This is a genomic window from Halalkalibacter wakoensis JCM 9140, from assembly GCF_000513095.1.
Classification (GTDB): domain Bacteria; phylum Bacillota; class Bacilli; order Bacillales; family Bacillaceae_D; genus Halalkalibacter; species Halalkalibacter wakoensis.
Genome location: NZ_BAUT01000024.1, coordinates 1 through 18,118, shown reverse-complemented (window position 1 = coordinate 18,118; position 18,118 = coordinate 1). Strand labels below are relative to the sequence as shown.

Annotated in this window: 11 protein-coding genes and 3 pseudogenes; 2 read left to right on the top strand and 12 right to left on the bottom strand. The window is 38.4% G+C overall.

Annotated features, from left to right (window positions below; genetic code table 11):
* Window positions 1–313: 313 nt before the first annotated feature.
* Both JCM9140_RS10925 and JCM9140_RS10920 read right to left on the bottom strand, forming a co-directional pair.
* Window positions 314–1,090: pseudogene (locus JCM9140_RS10925) on the bottom strand (5-oxoprolinase subunit PxpA).
* Between the two features lie 15 nt (window positions 1,091–1,105).
* A pseudogene (locus JCM9140_RS10920) lies at window positions 1,106–2,292 on the bottom strand (NRAMP family divalent metal transporter).
* Window positions 2,293–2,429: 137 nt separating this feature from the next.
* Between JCM9140_RS10920 and JCM9140_RS10915 the strand changes: the two are divergent.
* Complete coding sequence (locus JCM9140_RS10915) at window positions 2,430–3,194, top strand: IclR family transcriptional regulator (protein ID WP_034746050.1); 765 nt, start codon at window positions 2,430–2,432, stop codon at window positions 3,192–3,194.
* A gap of 128 nt (window positions 3,195–3,322) precedes the next feature.
* On the opposite strand, the gene JCM9140_RS10910 is transcribed toward JCM9140_RS10915, so the two are convergent.
* The 10 genes and pseudogenes from JCM9140_RS10910 to cobA form a co-directional block, all read right to left on the bottom strand.
* Window positions 3,323–4,162 carry a 5-oxoprolinase subunit C family protein gene (locus JCM9140_RS10910; RefSeq protein ID WP_235715326.1) on the bottom strand — a complete coding sequence of 280 codons (840 nt, stop codon included), beginning with the start codon at window positions 4,160–4,162 and terminating at the stop codon, window positions 3,323–3,325.
* Window positions 4,159–4,874: pseudogene (gene pxpB, locus JCM9140_RS10905) on the bottom strand (5-oxoprolinase subunit PxpB). Before pxpB ends, JCM9140_RS10910 begins: the two are co-directional and overlap by 4 nt.
* A 155-nt stretch (window positions 4,875–5,029) precedes the next feature.
* The gene (locus tag JCM9140_RS10900) at window positions 5,030–5,842 is read right to left on the bottom strand and encodes a uroporphyrinogen-III synthase (RefSeq protein WP_034746047.1); all 813 of its coding nucleotides are present in this window, start codon (window positions 5,840–5,842) and stop codon (window positions 5,030–5,032) included.
* 111 nt (window positions 5,843–5,953) lie between these two features.
* Window positions 5,954–7,111 carry a mannitol-1-phosphate 5-dehydrogenase gene (locus tag JCM9140_RS10895; RefSeq protein WP_034746044.1) on the bottom strand — a complete coding sequence of 386 codons (1,158 nt, stop codon included), beginning with the start codon at window positions 7,109–7,111 and terminating at the stop codon, window positions 5,954–5,956.
* A gap of 1 nt (window position 7,112) precedes the next feature.
* The gene (locus JCM9140_RS10890) at window positions 7,113–7,550 is read right to left on the bottom strand and encodes a PTS mannitol transporter subunit IIA (RefSeq protein ID WP_034746040.1); all 438 of its coding nucleotides are present in this window, start codon (window positions 7,548–7,550) and stop codon (window positions 7,113–7,115) included.
* A 14-nt stretch (window positions 7,551–7,564) separates the two neighbouring features.
* Window positions 7,565–9,664, bottom strand: coding sequence for a BglG family transcription antiterminator (locus tag JCM9140_RS10885; protein WP_034746037.1), 2,100 nt, complete (start codon window positions 9,662–9,664; stop codon window positions 7,565–7,567).
* Window positions 9,665–9,939: 275 nt separating this feature from the next.
* Window positions 9,940–11,379, bottom strand: coding sequence for a PTS mannitol transporter subunit IIBC (locus tag JCM9140_RS10880; protein WP_034746034.1), 1,440 nt, complete (start codon window positions 11,377–11,379; stop codon window positions 9,940–9,942).
* A gap of 243 nt (window positions 11,380–11,622) precedes the next feature.
* Complete coding sequence (gene nirD / locus JCM9140_RS10875; RefSeq protein WP_034746031.1) at window positions 11,623–11,952, bottom strand: nitrite reductase small subunit NirD; 330 nt, start codon at window positions 11,950–11,952, stop codon at window positions 11,623–11,625.
* Between the two features lie 17 nt (window positions 11,953–11,969).
* On the bottom strand, window positions 11,970–14,393 hold the full coding sequence (gene nirB / locus JCM9140_RS10870) for a nitrite reductase large subunit NirB (RefSeq protein ID WP_034746028.1): 2,424 nt from the start codon (window positions 14,391–14,393) through the stop codon (window positions 11,970–11,972).
* 12 nt (window positions 14,394–14,405) lie between these two features.
* Window positions 14,406–15,872: a uroporphyrinogen-III C-methyltransferase gene (gene cobA / locus JCM9140_RS10865; protein WP_034746026.1), complete on the bottom strand. Its 1,467-nt coding sequence runs from the start codon at window positions 15,870–15,872 to the stop codon at window positions 14,406–14,408.
* Window positions 15,873–16,480: 608 nt separating this feature from the next.
* Here cobA and JCM9140_RS10860 point away from each other — a divergent pair.
* Window positions 16,481–17,998 (top strand): NarK family nitrate/nitrite MFS transporter, encoded by a 1,518-nt coding sequence (locus JCM9140_RS10860; RefSeq protein ID WP_034746023.1) that lies wholly within the window; start codon window positions 16,481–16,483, stop codon window positions 17,996–17,998.
* Window positions 17,999–18,118: the final 120 nt, after the last annotated feature.

Here is an 18,118-nt window from a genome sequence, read left to right as displayed (position 1 = left end):
TATATAGTTTCATTGGATAGTAAAATGAATCAATGTCTCATTAGTAAATTATAGAAGTATTTATTCTCTCCCGCAAATACTCACGCAAAAGCGCTTAAACTTTAAAGCGTTTGTTGATTAAAGGATTACGTGTTTTTTATATAGAGCTAACGACTTTCATTATTTCGGAATAACAAAAACAACCTCTTTGAATAAAAAGGTTGTTTTTAAAAGAGACGATTGATAAAAGTGTGGTTACATAATAGACAATCAACTAACTTACGAGAGTTTTTTCCCTGGTTTTTCCAGCAGACTCTCCGAACTACTACGTTTTTTACTCCAACCCAGAGTTAAAGTCCATTGAAAGAGAAATTCCTTCTAACTCTCCAATTCTGGTTCTGAGTTCAGTAACAAATTGCAATGCTTTTTCCCCATCGCCATGCACACAAATCGTGTCTGCTTGAATCGGGACAATGGTTCCGTCCGTTGCAGTCACTTCTCCTTGTTTTACCATTGTTACCACTTGATTAATCGCAACATCGAGATCGTGGATTAGAGCTTGCTCGTTTGTTCTAGGTGTAAGCGAGCCGTCAGATTGATACGTCCGATCTGCAAACACTTCATTTGCCACTCGCAAACCCGTTTTTCTACCTTCTTGAACCAGATGGCTATTGGCTAATCCAAATAATACAAGGTTCGGGTCTACGTTATATACAGCTTTTGCTATTGCTTCAGCAACCGATTTGTCTTTTGCTGCAACGTTATATAACGCACCATGCGGTTTCACATGGTGCATGCTTACACCTTCTGCTTCACAAAAGCCTTTTAATGCACCAATTTGATAAACGACAAAATTGTAAATATCCTCTGGGTTCGTTTCCTACACTCTTCTACCAAAGCCAATTAAATCAGGAAATCCAGGATGCGCACCAATGTTTACATTTTTTGCTGCAGCCATTTTTACTGTTTTAGCCATCACATTGTGGTCTCCTGCGTGATATCCACAAGCGATGTTCGCCGATGTAATAAAGTCTAAAATGCGTTCATCTTCACCAATTGTATACGCACCATAGCTTTCTCCTAAATCGCAGTTTATATCAACACGTTTCATGTCGCCCCTCCATCTTTAGAAAAGTTGTGGAATCATTTGCGTTAACGTTCGAACACCAAGGTATGCTGTTAACACAACAACGATTGCTCCAAAGACTGTCATCCAGATTGGATGTTTATAATCACCAACAATTTTCACGCGGTGAGCCGCTAACAAAATGCACCCTAACGTTAAGGAAGAATTAAGCCATTAAATGCCCCTGCTAATAATAACAATGCAACAGGTCGTCCAATTAAGGCGAAAACAGCTGTAGAAAAAACGATAAACCCAATGGTCCAATAATTTTTATTTCGCTCAATCGCTGGATGAAACGTTGTTAAAAATGAAACAGATGTATACGCGGCACCTATGACTGATGTAATCCCAGCTGCCCATAAAACTAGACCAAAAATCCGGTATCCTACTTCACCTGCAGCAATTTGAAATACTGAAGCAGTTGGGTTATCTGGGTTTAAGACAAAACCAGCTGAAACAACCCCTAAAATAGCTAAAAACAATATAACCCTCATGATAGAAGCTACAACAATTCCTGATATCGCTGTATTTGTTACATAGCGTAAATTTTCTTTGCCGGTTACACCAGCATCCAACAGCCTATGACCACCAGCAAATGTAATATAACCTCCGACCGTTCCCCCAACAATCGTAATAATCGCTAAAAAGTCTATTTCAAGTGGTATAAACGTACGAAGCACTGCCTCTGTATAAGGTGGAGAACTTACAAACATCACATAAGCTGTTAAAAGAATCATTAACGCTCCTAAATAGCGAACGATTTTATCCATCGCCATATTGGCTTCTTTTAATAAAAATATAAAAATACAAATGACCCCTGTCATAACTGCACCAATGGTTGTATCCAGTCCGAGCAACGCATTAACACCCAGTCCACCACCGGCAACATTTCCGATGTTAAAAGCTAAACCACCGAGAACAATAAAAAAGGCAACAACATACCCTAAACCAGGTAATACAGCATTTGCAATTTCTTGCCCTCTCATTTTCGATACAGCAATGATCCGCCATATATTCATTTGTGCCCCGATATCTAAGAGGACAGATGCTAAGATGACAAAGCCGAAGCTCGCTAACAATTGTTCTGTAAACACAGCTGTTTGTGTAAGAAAGCCGGGACCAATTGCCGAAGTTGCCATTAAGAACGCAGCACCTGTCATGGCACTCAGTCTTTCTTTGTTAGTCATTTGATGATTTTGAAGTTGATTGTTCATATATTGACTTCCTTCTCTTTTAATTTTCAAATCAGGCTGGATAGACATACAATCCGTGTTCTAGTAAAATAAAAAAGGATTTTTCTCACAAATTTAACGAGGTGTTTCTCTTGCACAGCCAAAACAAAACAGTCGTGAAATCACTAGTGATTTTAAATCTTTTCCGCAAACATTCTACCCTCACATTGAACGAAATCGTTCGTTTATCCGAGCTTCCTAAGACATCAGCCCATCGAATGGTAGGATCGCTCACAGAAATGGGCTTTCTTACTAAAGACAATCAAGGCTCTTACTCATTAGGACTTCTTTTTTTAGAATTTGGCGAAATTGTTTCAGAGCGCCTCAACTTGCGTAAAATTGCCAAACCCTATATGGAAGACCTAAGAGATAAAGTAAATGAAGCCGTTAATTTAACTATTAGAGACGGTGATGAAGCTCTTTATGTTGAAAAAATCGATACCGACCATCCCGTAAGATTATTTACTAAAATTGGTCGCCGTTCCCCGCTTTATACAGGAGCTTGTTCTCGCATTATTCTTGCCTATATGGAAGATCAGGAGCGGGAAGCATATGTAGAGAGAACAACCCTTGAATCAATTGGCATTAAAACGATAACGAGCAAATCTAAGTTGAAAGAAGTATTACATCAATCTCGCTTGAACGGCTATACGATAAGCTATTCGGAGCTAGAAAACAACACGGTTTCCATCGCCGCTCCTATTTTCAATTATGCTGGGCAAATTGCAGGTGGCTTGAGTGTAGCAGGTCCAGAAACTCGTTTTACAGAAGACAAAATAAAAGAGCTCACCCAACAAGTAAAAGAAACAGCCTATCGAATTTCCAAAGAGCTTGGCTTTACTGAATCAAATGTTTGATCAATATACCTGCTCGTAACTCTTTCATTTCATTTTCAAATTTGAGCAGAAGTTGTTCGGCCTCATCGATCGATACTTGCTTGAAAGTGATTTTCTCCCCTGCTTTAATTGTGCTACAACCGGGATATCTACTGCCACAATTTGAGCATTTTAGGATACCCTCCAATGGTCTGTCGATCTGCAAGAAGAACAATAGGGTTTCCATCAGGTGGTACTTGGATCGTACCAAAGTGAACAGCCTCAGAAACCAACTCCAATGGTTTTTTAAGCGTCAATGAAGCCCCTGAAAGACGATAGCCCATTCGATCTGATTTTGGGGTCACTCGAAACGGTTGTTGAAAAAACGCTTTTTGACTACATTCCGAGAACTGTTCAAAGTGAGGCCCGGCAATTACTCGAATGGTAGGATCCTTTCGCTTATAAAAACGAGTGCTTATTGCCCACTGATTTGCAATAAACCCACTCGGTCCATCTTCTTTTCTTATTTGATCTTTGAGCAAACCTTCGCCAACTGCCAACACATCTCCTGTTTGAATGGGCCTTCCTTTATATCCACCTAGATTTGCACGCAAATAAGTGCTTTTGCTACCCAATACTTTCTCTACCAAAAAGCCTCCTGAAACAGCTAAATAACTCCGACACCCTGACTTAACAGGACCAAACGATAACACACTATTTTTCCTTACATAAATCTGTCGATACATTGGGACAGGATGCTGATTAATAGAAGGTGACAGATCACCACCTGCGATAGCTATAAGCGCATCTTGTTCAAATTTAATGGAAGGGCCAACTAATGTAATCTCAAGTGCGGCCTCACTTTCTTCATTGCCAACTAACAAATTGGCCAATCTAAGTGATCGCGAGTCCATGGCTCCACTCATGATTACCCCATGTTTTTGAAACCCTGATCGACCGAGATCTTGAATGGTTGTTAATAGACCAGGCTTTATAATCGATAGCGTCAATCTGATCCCTCCTTGTACTCCCAATATTCCTCAGAGGTAATCGGTTGAAATCGAACCACATCTCCTGATTGAAGAAGGCTTGGAGGATCTTCATCTTTCAAAAACAACTCCAATGGTGTTCTCCCAATCAATTGCCATCCACCCGGTGTAGAAATGGAATAGACTCCTGTTTGCACACCCGCTATCCCTACTGATCCTTTTGGTATTTCCATTCTAGTTGCTCTTTTCGCGGTGTTGCAATTCGATTAGACATACCTCCTAAATACGGAAACCCTGGCGCAAATCCAACCATATAAACGAGATACTCTCCACTCGAATGAATATCAATGACCTCTTCAGGAGATAACTGATTATGCTTTGCAACAATAGAGAGGTCTGGCCCAAAAGAACCCCCATAACAAACGGGAATCGTAACGGTTCTAACCTTTTGATTATCTTCTTTTTTCAAAGCCATTATACAGTCTTTCAGTTTCTGACAGACGTAATCAGAGGGTGAACACGTACCAGGAGTTTGAAAAGGGTTATAAAGGATGGTAACGCTCGAAAAAGCGGGAATCACTTCAACTAGCCACGGAAACTGCTTGTTCTCTAAATACGTCATCAAAGCCTTTACTTTTTGATGTAAATCAATTCTTATTTCTACTCCAAAATAGACTGTTACGGCTGATTCGCTTGCCTTCACTATTTTAACTTCTTTATCAAAATCTTGAATAAGCTGAACCAATTGTCCTCACGTCCTTTTTGTTCCGATTATCGGAACTTATATACCAATTTTCAGTACTTTTTAATGATTATAAGGGAATATTAAGAAAAAAAGCAATAATAAAAAGCAAAAGAGTCCTTCTACTCTTTTGCTTCATTTCCCTCTTATTTATTCAGTTCATAGTAACGTGTCATTTCCACAATCATCGCACCCATTCTCTCCAACTCAGGTGCCACAATTCGTTCAACCCCTTCTTCCGTTAATGCCTCTGCTGTTACTTTCCCTACAGCGACTGCTAGAACATCTTCCTTAAATGCCTCTAAGACTTGTTCAACATAACCTTTTTTCTTCACATAGTTAAAAAACGAACGTACTTGTATCGCCGCCGTAAAACAAACAGCATCCACTTCGGAATGGATCAATTCTTGGCAAAGTTTCTCTACAACATCAAAGTCCGGATCAACATGTTGATATGGCAAAACTTGCATCACATCTGCACCATTTTGTTCTAAATATTGAATAAGGGCAGGGGCGTTTTCACCATGAAGTTGGACCAATACTTTTTTTCCTGCAAAGTCAACTCCTTCAAAAGCTGCTAGTAACCCTTTAATCGTCCCGTCATCATCTTTCACATCTGGTGCAACGTCTAATTTTTTTAAAGCTGCAAATGTTTTGTACCCTCTAGAACCTACTTTCGCCTTTTGAATGACTTGTAAAAATGGTTGCAAAAGATCAAGCTCTTCCGCTAAATCAACTAAAGCATTTGTACCAATTCCCGTCGTGAAAATCATCCAATCAAACTGTTCATTTACAATCTTTTTAATATCTGCTTTTACTTGCTCGTCTGCTTTAAAGACAGTCCCTTGTAAAGATCGAACAAGCGGCGTCCCATTTTGCTTTTCAACCAGCTTACTCATTTCATCTGTTTTTCTTGAGGCTGCAAGGACAATCTTTTTTCCACTCAATCCAGTTTTCATGGTTTCACTACTTTCTTTTTTTCTATTTCCTCTACCGGTTCTCTTACATTCTCTAACATTAATTATAGGATAAAAAAAAGCACAAACCAATACTTCGGTTTGTGCTTTTCATTATTTACTTGTTTTTAGTTGCTCATATTGTTCTACAATCAACTCAAATAAATGACTGCTTGATTCAAGCTTTGTAACCTCTGTTACAGCAGCACGAATCCCTTTTTCTTCAATTAGTTGTTGCACTTGAAAAGCTTCATCATCGGATTCTACATCATAATGGAAAGCTGCTGCGATGGCTTTTGCTAAGTAAACGGGCTCTTCTTTCACAATTTCTACAAACTGCTTTGCTGGTCCAACTAAGCGATCATTCGGACCTAATTTTCGAAGAGGACCTCTTCCTACTCGAGTCACATCATCAGCTAAATTAACATTTAGGAAGCGTTTAATGATTTTTTCAATATATTCCTTATGCTCCTCTAGATCGAACCCATGCTTCTTTGATAGCAATGTACCTGTTTCTAATAACGTTTGTTCTAATTGATTTCGAATGTCTTTATTGTCTAGTGCTTGATCAATGGTTTGAATATTCGCGTGATACCCTAAGTATGCCGCAACCGCATGTCCTGTATTAACTGTAAAAAGCTTTCTCTCTATATAAGGCTTTAAATCATCAACATATGTGATTCCATCAATTTGCGGAATAACCCCAATCATTTTCGATCGTTCAACAACCCACTCATAATAAGGTTCAACCATAACTTGCAACTTATCTTCATTTACCTGGTTTGGAACAATACGATCGACAGCTGCATCTGGAAAGGCAAAATAATCATTATATGTGTTTTTTTCCGCTTCTGATAATTGATCAAATACATGTTCCTTTAAAATGGTACTTCCACCAATTAAATTCTCACATGCAATGATGTTTAAAGGGGTCTTGTTAACCTCCACCCGCAAGCGCAACCCTTGAGCAATGCTTTTAGCTATAGTGGGCAAGATAGTCGGTCCAACTGCAGTTGTAATAAGATCGGCTTCTGCAATGGCTTCTAGTACGTGATCTGGGTGTTCCATACTATTAATCGCCGACACATTCTTGATCGTAACCGTTTCTTTTGATTGAGCTGCTAATACCACATTATATTCTTTTCTTGCATTTAGTAAGTCGACAATCTCTTTGTTAACATCAACAAATATCGTTTCATACCCAGCATCATATAATAAGGAACCAATAAAGCCCCTTCCGATATTTCCAGCTCCAAAATGTACAGCTTTCATATTAGTTCACCTCTTCGAAAATCTCGAGAATTTCCTCCGTTGATTGTGCTGCTACGATTTTTTCTACATTTTCTTCCTCTGAACAAACAATGGCAATCTGAGATAAAATTTCTAAATGTTCATCGCCCTTACCAGCAATACCAATCAGAAGCTTTACTACATTCCCTTCTCCAAACTCAACACCATTTGGAACTTGAATAATGGCAATTCCTGATTCTTTCACAGATGATTTCCCTTCTTCCGTCCCATGAGGTATCGCTACAAAATTACCCATATAAGTAGATGTCAATTCTTCTCTCTCTAACATTCTGTCAATGTATGATGGTTCAACATAACCACGTTCGACAAGTAATTCACCAGTCATTTTAATAGCATTTTCTTTTGTATCAACTTCCTGATTTAATAAAACATTTTCTTTCGTTAAGATGGATAAAGACATAACCCAACACTCCTTTAAGTTGTTTTCTCTATAAAAAGCTCTTCTAATTTGCTTGCCAAGTAGGAAGAAATCTTTTGTTCATCCTTCGATTCAAATCTCAGTATACTATACTCGTTCTCAATAATAACCGTACTTATATGGCTAAGAACTTCTAAAGATGGGGTAGAAAGTTCTATAGGGGAAAGCATCAACAAAACAGTCTCTAAGTCCATTTCAGATTGATCCATAGCCAAAATTTCTTTTGAATGAGCTAAAGTCATTACGGTAAAAGATGGTTTTGTTACAGCTTCACTTCTTGCGTGATACAAGGCAAGACTAGTATTTGGAATCCCTACTCCACTCTTTTCTTCTCTAGTTAATAGGTCTTCTAACGCGAGTGCTGCATCAGTCACAATTCCATCTGTTTCTAACCTCTCACACGCTTTTTTCAGAACCTCTGAAATGTTTAAATCATCTGCAAAAGACGTTACCGTAAACCCTTTTAGGATCGTAACAATTGCCTCTGAATACTCTTTGGCCATCTGCATTCTTTGCAATGTCGTTTCTGCCTTATTAATGGTTGTAAATTCTGCTTCTTTCTTCGGGGTAGTACCAGGTAATTCTTTTTGATTGAATAGGAACGACTTTATTTTTTTCACTTCATCTTTTGTTAAGATGGGGTTCACAACAATGTATTCCCTATTTAAATCCGGAAGACGGATCGTCGATAAAATAACGTCATATTCATCATAATTCATTTGGTTTAATTCAAATAAAGAAATACTTCTGCTTACTTTAATTTCTGGGATTTCTTTTTGAACTGTTGTTGCAAGCATCTTTGATGTTCCAATCCCACTTGAACAGACGATTAAAGCCCGTAACGCTTTCGAGCCACCCCTGAGCAAAACAGACCCAAAATGAAGAACTAAATAGCCAATCTCCTCATCAGGAACATCTAATTCAGGAAAAACAACTTCTACCCCGTTTTTTACGACGTTAAAAATATCTTCGTAGTCACTTTTGATCTTATCTAATAGAGGATTGCTTATTCCCATGTTTTCTTTAATTCGAAAAATGGCAGGATTCAGATGTGCGACTAACCCTTGAAGCAGTTCATGATTACCCATTAGCGGTTGGCCCGTTCTTTTTTCCACATAATGTATAAGGCTTTTTACTTTTAGTGCAAGTTGCAGGCTTTTATCTTCAATGAAGTATTCCTTATCATGTCTTAGTTTTGCCCCACGAAGATGCATTGTAATATAACCTATTTCTGCTTTTGGAATCGTTGTTTGGAAAACTTTTTCTAACTTTTGAACAATTTTTTCAGCAATTTGATATTCAGATGTTACTTGTAATTGTTCCAAATATCCTTGATCTATCGAAATATTTTCTCCTCGAACAATTCGTTCCATCGCTAAAGCCAAGTGGACAACTAGCCCCATGTAGGAACTATCTGCAATGGAGTAAGGTAATTCCTTGTTCATTTCCTCAATGGCTTTTTCTACAATGAGCAAATTCTTTTTTTCAACAAGTCCCAACAACCTCTCCGAAATCAACTCGGTATGCTGGGTTGTTTTTTTTTGAATGTTTTCTCGAATAAGCGATAACAAGTCAAATTCATCTACCTGTTCGGCAATAATTTTACTCATCGCCTTTCTTTTAGCCGACTCATCACCCGTAATCTCCACACCGTACCCTCTTTTTCGAACTAATGTAAGGTGGTTATACTTACTCAAATATTCTTCCACTTTGTTTAAGTCGTTGCTTATTGTGGCAATTGTTACATTAAGGTCACTTGCTAGTGACAGTAATTTCACTGGTTCAACCGCTTCCAATAGTGAGCACAAAATGATCGTTTGTCTTTCTTCCGCTGTGTACTCGTTATGAGTAATATTGAAGAGAAACAATTTTAAACTTTCTATTTGCTCATCAGGTCCAATTACTTGAATCCCAACACCTGATTTTTTTACTAATTTTAAGTCATAATCTTTTAAGATATTCTCAACACCTTTTAAATCACGGTGAACCGTACGAACACTAACATCTATTGAATCAGCTAACCCTTTTACTGTCATTTCTTGATCTGTTGCCAATAGCTGTTCGAGAATTTGTCTCTCTCTTGCCGTGATGTACAATCTGTTCACCTCAATCCTTAAGTAGTTGATGACAAAATTAAATTACTATAACTATAATTTTATCTTAATCCACCTTTTTTATTGATTCAATTTAAGATAATTGTAATCTCGTCAAATGCATTGTTGCCAAAACTTAAAAAGAGACTACCTCAAAGCTTAGTTTGACCATTGTAACAACATACTAGTTTTAATTAGCGAGTCCCTCCACCTAAAAAAACCTTGAGAGGAGTGGGTTCTCCTCTCAAGGTGACTAGTAATCCAATTAATTATTACGTTTATTTTAGTTTTTCTACTAGCTCGTCATATTTCGGACTGTTTAAGAAGTTCTCAACAGAAATATGAACAGCTGTTGGAAGTTTTGCTTTTGCACGATCTGTTAAATCTTTATGTGAAATTACGATATCCGCATCATCTGGAATATTATTAATCGCTGTATTGGTTACAGAAATATCTAAACCAGCTTTTTTCACTTTGTTTCGTAAAATAGATGCTCCCATCGCACTCGAACCCATACCTGCGTCACAAGCAAAAATGATCTTATTGACGTTTTCTTTTACTACTTCATTATTGTTCGTTGATTCTTCTTTTACTTCCTCTTTATTAACTAGTACAGACGCTCTGCTTTCTTTCCCTTTTAATGCAGATGTTTTTTCTGTTGCCTTTGTTAAATCATCTTCATCTGTTGCTTTAGAGCTTTTCAAAATGATTGAAGCGATAATGAATGAAACGGCTGTCGCGGCAAGAACACCAGCAATAACTGCAAAGTATCCACCTCTTGGTGTCATAGCAAGTACGGCAATGATACTACCTGGTGACGGGGCTGCTACAAGTCCACCGTTGAATAACAATAACGTAAATACGCCTGTTGCTCCACCAGCAATTGCTGCAATAATCAATGCCGGCTTCATTAGGATATACGGGAAGTAAATCTCATGAATTCCCCCGAAGAAATGAATAATCGTTGCACCAGGTGCAGATTGTTTGGCCATTCCTTTTCCAAAGAACATAAAAGCAAGTAAGATCCCTAGACCCGGTCCTGGGTTTGCCTCTAGTAAGAATAAGATGGACATGCCTTCACGTGCTGCTTGCTCAATTCCAATCGGACCTAAAATTCCGTGGTTAATCGCATTGTTTAAAAATAAAACTTTCGCTGGTTCAATCAATAGACTCGCAAGTGGCAATAAATTGTTTGTTACTAAAAAGTTAACTCCCGCTGCAAGTGTTTGATTTAATCCGTAAACAATTGGACCAATCCCAATATAAGCTACAATGGTTAATGCTCCACCAATGATACCAGCTGAGAAGTTATTCACTAACATCTCAAAACCAGACTTCACTTTGTTCTCGAAATATTTATCTACTTGTTTAATGAGCCATCCACCAAGTGGACCCATCACCATGGCTCCTAAGAACATTGGGATGTCCGCTCCGACAATTACCCCCATTGTAGCGGTCGCACCAACGACCCCGCCTCGAAGGCCATATACCATACGACCACCAGTGAAACCGATTAATAGTGGAAGTAAGTACGTAATCATTGGACCAACAAGTTCAGCCAAGTTCTCATTCGGCAGCCAACCTGTTGGAATAAATAATGCTGTAATAAGTCCCCATGCTATAAATGCTCCAATATTTGGCATGATCATGCCACTTAAAAAACTACCAAAGCGCTGAATCTTTACTTTGACATTTGAATTAGATTGCTGTGCTTCCATTTTTCTATCTCCCTTCATCTTGCTTGTTTCTTTGCTTCTTTCTGTACTTTTATAATAAAGCGGTTACAGGTAAGAAGCTATCTATAGAAAAGGTCGTTTTGTCAATTGGATTGTTGCCAAAATTAAAGACAGATATGTAATTGTTCTTTTTTTGTCAAAAATGTCCAGTTTCACTTTTGGTTTTCTCAAAAAAAAGACAGAAACTATTGTTTCCGTCTTTTTTATACTTTGCATTTTTTATTTTTATTTATCCATTACAATATAAACAGCTTCCTCGATAACCTCTACATTGTACTTCTTGACACAGCCGACATCTGGTGCTTGAACCATTCCATCTTTCATGCTAATCTTCCAATCATGAAGGGGACAGAAAACATGTTCACCGCTAACAATCCCTTCCGATAAAGGTCCACCTTTATGTGGACAGCTATTTTGCAGAGCGCGTATGGTTCCATCTTTTTGTTTAAAAAGAGCAATTTCTTCCCCCTCTACATTCACTCGTTGACCAATTCCAACAGATAAATCCGAAACGGTTGCTACTTTTACCTTATTCGCACTATCAACCTTACTCATAGAACTCTCCCCCTCTATTATGATAATACTCCCACATTTTTCTTAAATTCTTGTTGAAGCTCTTCGTTCTCCACAATTTCTTTCCAAGGATCTTTTCCTGTTGAAAGGGCTACGTCCATTCTCTCAATGAGAGCTTTACGTCCTTCCGCGTCTTCTAACACGACTTTCTTCATATGATCTAATCCAACACGTTCCACAAAGTGTGAGGTACGCTCTAGGTATCTTGCATTTTCTCTATAGTACTGCATGAAGGCACTGATGGTATCAATGATTTCTTCTTTCGTTTTCACTTTACAGAACAAATCTCCCCCGCGGAGATCAACCCCACCATTACCACCAACATACAGCTCCCAACCACCATCAACACCGACAACACCAAAATCTTTAATGCCAGACTCTGCACAGTTACGTGGGCAAGCTGATACTGCCATTTTTACTTTATGTGGTGTATTGATGTATTCGAATTTCTTTTCTAACTCGACACCCAGACCGATAGAGTCTTGTGTTCCAAAGCGACAGAACTGCTCTCCGACACAGGTCTTGACAGTACGAAGCGCTTTTGCATATGCTGAACCCGATCTCATGTCAAGGTCATTCCATACCTTTGGTAAATCTTCTTTTTCGACTCCAAACAAGTCAATACGCTGACCACCTGTGACTTTTAATAATGGAACGTTGTATTTATCCGCAACATCAGCAATTTTCCTTAATTGCTCAGCATTTGTTACCCCACCGTACATTCGTGGGACAACCGTGAATGTTCCGTTATGGTTAATGTTGGCATGAGCACGTTCATTGATAAAGCGTGACGTTGGGTCGTCTGCATTTTTAATCGGATCGACCATTTTCAAATAGTAGTTGATCGCTGGACGACATTTCGAACAGCCTTCATCCGATTCCCAACCAAGAACATTCATAACTTCACGAGGGTGAGATAGCCCGAGTTCACGAATCTCAGCGACCACTTCTTCATGAGTATGTGTCGTACAACCACAAAGCGGTTCAGGAACATTGCCAACTTCTTCACCCGTTGTTAACGTCAGAAGATCATTGATTAACGGTTTACAGCCTCCACAAGATCGACCGGCTGATGTACATTGTTTAACTTGTTCGAATGTTTTAAGACCATCTTCTGTAATCGCTGAACAAATTTGCCCTTTTGAAATTCCATTACAGTCACAAATGTTATCTTCGTCAGCCATTGCCACGACTGGACTAACAGGTGCTTCTCCACTTTCAGATGGAAGAAGAGCAACTTTACTCATTCCTGAAATATCTTCTTCTTTCCGCATCATACTTAGAAGTCTCGTCGAATCGGATGTTTCACCGAATAAAACAGCACCAACCACTTTGTTATCCTTCATGACAACTTTTTTGTAAACACCTTCAAATTCATCATGAACACGGATCGCTTTTGTGTCTTCTGCATCTTGGAATTGACCAGCTGAAAACACTTTTACACCAGAAACCTTTAATTGTGTATATACGAGTGAACCTTGATATCCATGCTCAAGCACTCCATCTTCTGAACAAATGTGAGCAGCCAATACTTTTCCTTGTTCAAAAAGTGGGGCAACAAGTCCGTAAGCAATCCCTCTATGTTGCGCGCACTCTCCAACTGCATAGACGTTTGGTACATTCGTTTGCATAAAGTCATCAACGACAATGGCACGCTCTGTCTCTAAACCCGATTCTTGAGCTAAAGTAATATTCGGCTTGATTCCAACCGCCATAACAACTAAGTCTGTTTTAAATCTTGTGCCATCTGTGAACGAAATGCTCTCTACACGTTTCTTTCCTTCAATTTCTTTTGTGTTCTTTTGTAAATGAAACGTCATACCTTGTGCTTCTAGCTGCTCTTTTAACATCTTCCCTGCTTGATCATCTAATTGACGCTCCATTAAATAATCAGCGATATGAATAACGTCTACTTCCATATTTAAGTTTAATAGACCACGAGCAGCTTCTAGACCGAGCAGTCCGCCCCCGATTACCGTAGCTCGCTTGTAGTTTTTCGCTGTATCAATCATCGTTTCGCAGTCTTTTATGTTACGGAATGCGATTACGCCTTCTTTGTCAGCCCCTGGCAGTGGAAGCATAAATGGATTCGAACCTGTTGCAAAAATCAACTTATCATACGACCGCTCAACCCCGTTTTGGCTGACAACTACTTGTTTTTCTGTATCGACTTTTACGACAGGATCGCCTGTAAGCAGTTCAATTTGATTCTCTTCGTACCAGCTATATTCATTTAACACAATATCATCGACGGTTGTATCGCCTTGCAAAACAGACGAAAGCAAGATTCGGTTGTAGTTAGGATGAGGCTCTTCCCCGAAAATCGTCACATCAAAACGATCACGATCATTCTTTAAAATTTCTTCTATTGTTCGAACTCCAGCCATCCCGTTTCCAATTAATACTAATTTTTGTCTCATCATAACCTCTCCTTTTTATGAACTTTCCTTTTGTAAAACGACTTCTCCTAAAGTTGATACTAGATCTGGTAGATCTTCTATGGCCCACTCAAAAGGGACATTATGTTTGTTTAGTACATGCATGGTTTCTTTCCCCTGACAAATTACTTTCACTTTATCTAAAACATCCTTCATTGAAATGCCACTTAATTCAATGAATCTTATAAGAGTCAACGCGTCCATTGGATTGGAAACGAAAATCGTGTTTACATGCTGCTCCTCTATTAACCTAGTAAAAGACTCGACATCTTTTTGAGCAACGATCTGCTTAGTAAGAACAAGTTCTTCTGCTTTGTTGTTTAATTGGTCTTGGTAGTAATTTATTTCTAATTCTCCTCCAACTAAAACTGGTGACATCCCCACTCGTTTAACAAAAAGATTTGCTTGCAAACCAACTGACTGCAACGTTCTTTGGACTTTTTCATTAATGGCTAGGAAGGTCGATTGGATTTGTCTTAGATCCAGACCGTTCGTTCCAACTGTTAATAAGAATGCATAGACGCTTTTTTCTGAAAGAAATACAAGTTCTCTCTTAGATGAAAGGTTTAGCAAGTTTTTAATGTTTTGCTTTTCTTCTCTATTTATTAGCAAATCATGTTCAAACACATCTGCTCCATTTTCTTTAAGTGTTGAAACGGTTTTTTCATTCGTTTCCATTTTTCTTGGAATAAGAAAACTTTTCCCACTAAGTGGCTTTTGATCAAACCAGGCTAGCTTGTTTCGTAGTTTGACAACATCTCCTACCACGATAATAGCTGGATTCGTTATCTTTGCTTGTTCTACTTTATTAGCGATCGTAGCAAGAGTCCCTTCTATGGTCCTTTGCCTACTATATGTTCCCCATTGAACAACTAAAGCTCCTGTGTCTTTCGCTTTTCCATGTTTCACTAATTCAGTTGAAATCATTTTTAGATGTTTGACTCCCATATAGAAGACGATGGTTTCGACTCCTTTTGAAATGGATGGCCAATCAATCTTCGGTGTTCCATCTTCCTTGCTAGCATGACCTGTTACAACCGCAAATGATTTCGAATGGTTTCGGTGAGTAATGGGCACTCCTGCATACATCGTAGCTGCTATACCTGCTGTAATTCCCGGAATAATTTCATAAGCAACACGATGTTCAGCTAACAATTCTGCCTCCTCACCCACTCTCCCAAAAACAGCCGGATCTCCACCTTTTAAGCGGACAACCGTTTTTCCTTTTTTGGCATGAATTAGAATTTCTCTTTGAATGTCTTCTTGTCTTAATGTGTGCTTACATGGTTGCTTCCCGCAATAAATTAGCTTCGCATCATTTCTTATATCTGTTAATAAGAAAGGATTGATTAATCGATCAAAAATGACTACATCAGCCTGTTGTAGAGCCCGTTTTCCTTTTACTGTAATTAAATCTACGTCACCTGGGCCAGCTCCTACGAAGTAGACCATTCCCTTATTCATTAATCACTCCCCCTTTTTTCACTGATTCTTTAAGAATTATTTGAATTATATGTTATATCCTAAACCAACATTTCGAATGCATGTTATATCCTGTCACTTAATCTGACATAGTTTTTTCATGTTTCTCTCATTCTTCTTATTTGAATAGAAAAGAATCTTTTTTTCCAAACTACAACTTCACTAATTGAGAATAGGAATCATTAACTACCATCTAAAAATTTCACTAAATTGAACAAATATCTCTTTTCAAAATGAAAACCCTCTCATTATAAGAGAAGGAAAAACCTTGTTAGAATTCCTTCCGACTTCTCTGACAACAGTGAAATTCAATGTAATGATAGAAAATGTATTTAAAATACTCTTTCATGCTTCAACATTTTAAAAAAGGATTTTAGAGTTTGCTTTTAACAACTTCAGAACCATCTAACCGTATAAAACAACTTCAAAGAAGAAGACAAAAAACTGAACATCATTTTCTTAGTTAAGGAGGATGATCCGAATTGACTTAGTTCGTACCATTCTATAGAAATGCTTTTCCAATTTACTGACAAAAATAACTGAATATTCACTTAAATCCATTATCCATATTTTAAAAGGAGTGTTTGAACATGACCGTTTCTGAAATATTCAAATTTAAAAGTGAGCGTGTAAAAGTATTGCATTTTACTTGGTTTGCCTTTTTTGTATCGTTCTTTGCGTGGTACAGTATGGCTCCACTTGCGACAACAATGATGGAGGATATGGGTTGGTTAACTCCTCAACATATAGCTGCACTTGGAATCTGTAACGTCGTATTAACCATTCCAGCTCGAATTATCATTGGATCATTACTAGATAAATATGGTCCAAGAATTGTTTACTCTGGTCTTTTAATCATCATGTCCATCCCAGCGATTACGTTTGCCTTTGGTGATACGTGGGCACAGCTAATGGTCTCTCGTTTAATTCTAGGAAGTATTGGTGCTAGTTTCGTTATTGGGATTCGTATGGTTGCTGAGTGGTTCCCTCCAAAGCATGTAGGGTTTGCAGAAGGAATTTATGGTGGCTGGGGGAACTTTGGTTCCGCTGCAGCCGCTATGGTACTCCCATGGTTTGCCTTAACAATGTTAGGTGGCGATAACGGCTACAGATATGCTCTTGCTCTTACTGGTGTTGTTTGCTTCGTGTATGGAATTATCTATTATATTTGTGTAAGAGATACGCCTGAAGGAAAAGCACTAGTGAAACCAAAGAAAGCGTCAGCTCTTGAAGTAAGCAGTTGGGGTGACTTGGTTCAATTAATTATTTGGACGATTCCACTCGGTGGTGCATTAGCTGTTAGTGCTTGGAGATTAGAAGGCATGGGCTTTATGTCTAGAGAAATCTTGTATACCATTTACGGTATTATTGCTCTAGTAGTCGTTTATCAGCTTTACAACATTTTAAAAGTCAATGTACCTAGATTGAAACAAGGGGTTCCTGAGGAAGATAAATACAAATTTAAAAATGTCGGGGCATTAAATAGTACGTATTTTGCTAATTTCGGTGCGGAACTTGCTATTATCTCCATGCTACCCATGTTTTTTCAGTTAACTTTCTCATTATCAGCCGCTCAAGCCGGACTGATTGCCTCATCCTTTGCCTTTGTAAACTTAATTGCTCGACCTTTAGGCGGAGTACTGTCAGATCGTATGGGAAGCCGTCGTAATGTTATGCTTGTGTATATGTTCGGTATTTCCATTGGTCTACTATTAATGGGCTTCATGGATTCTAGTTGGCCTTTAGTATTAGCGATTGCTATTACCGTATTAACATCGATGTTTATCCAAGGGGCCGAAGGGGCAACATTTGCTGTCATTCCAATGATTAAAAAGCGTGTAACTGGTCAAATCGCGGGAATGTCTGGTGCTTACGGAAACGTTGGGGCAACAATCTATTTAACTCTTTATACATTTGTCACACCGCAGCAATTTTTCTTCATTCTAGCAACAGGTGCTTTTGTCAGTTTCGTCATTTGCTTCTTTACGTTAGAGGAGCCTAAAAACTCGTTTGATGAAGAATACTATTTAACAGAAGCAGAATTAAAAGAACAAGCTGACGCAGACGCCGCTCTTGCAAAAAGCTCTTTAGCGAAAAAAGCACTATAATCAAACAAAAATACACCTAGCTTGAGGTATCTCTTAAGCTAGGTGTTCTTTTTTCTCAACACTATATGTGTGTACAATAAATACATTTATGAATGAAAAAGTAACCCTAGCAGGGGAATG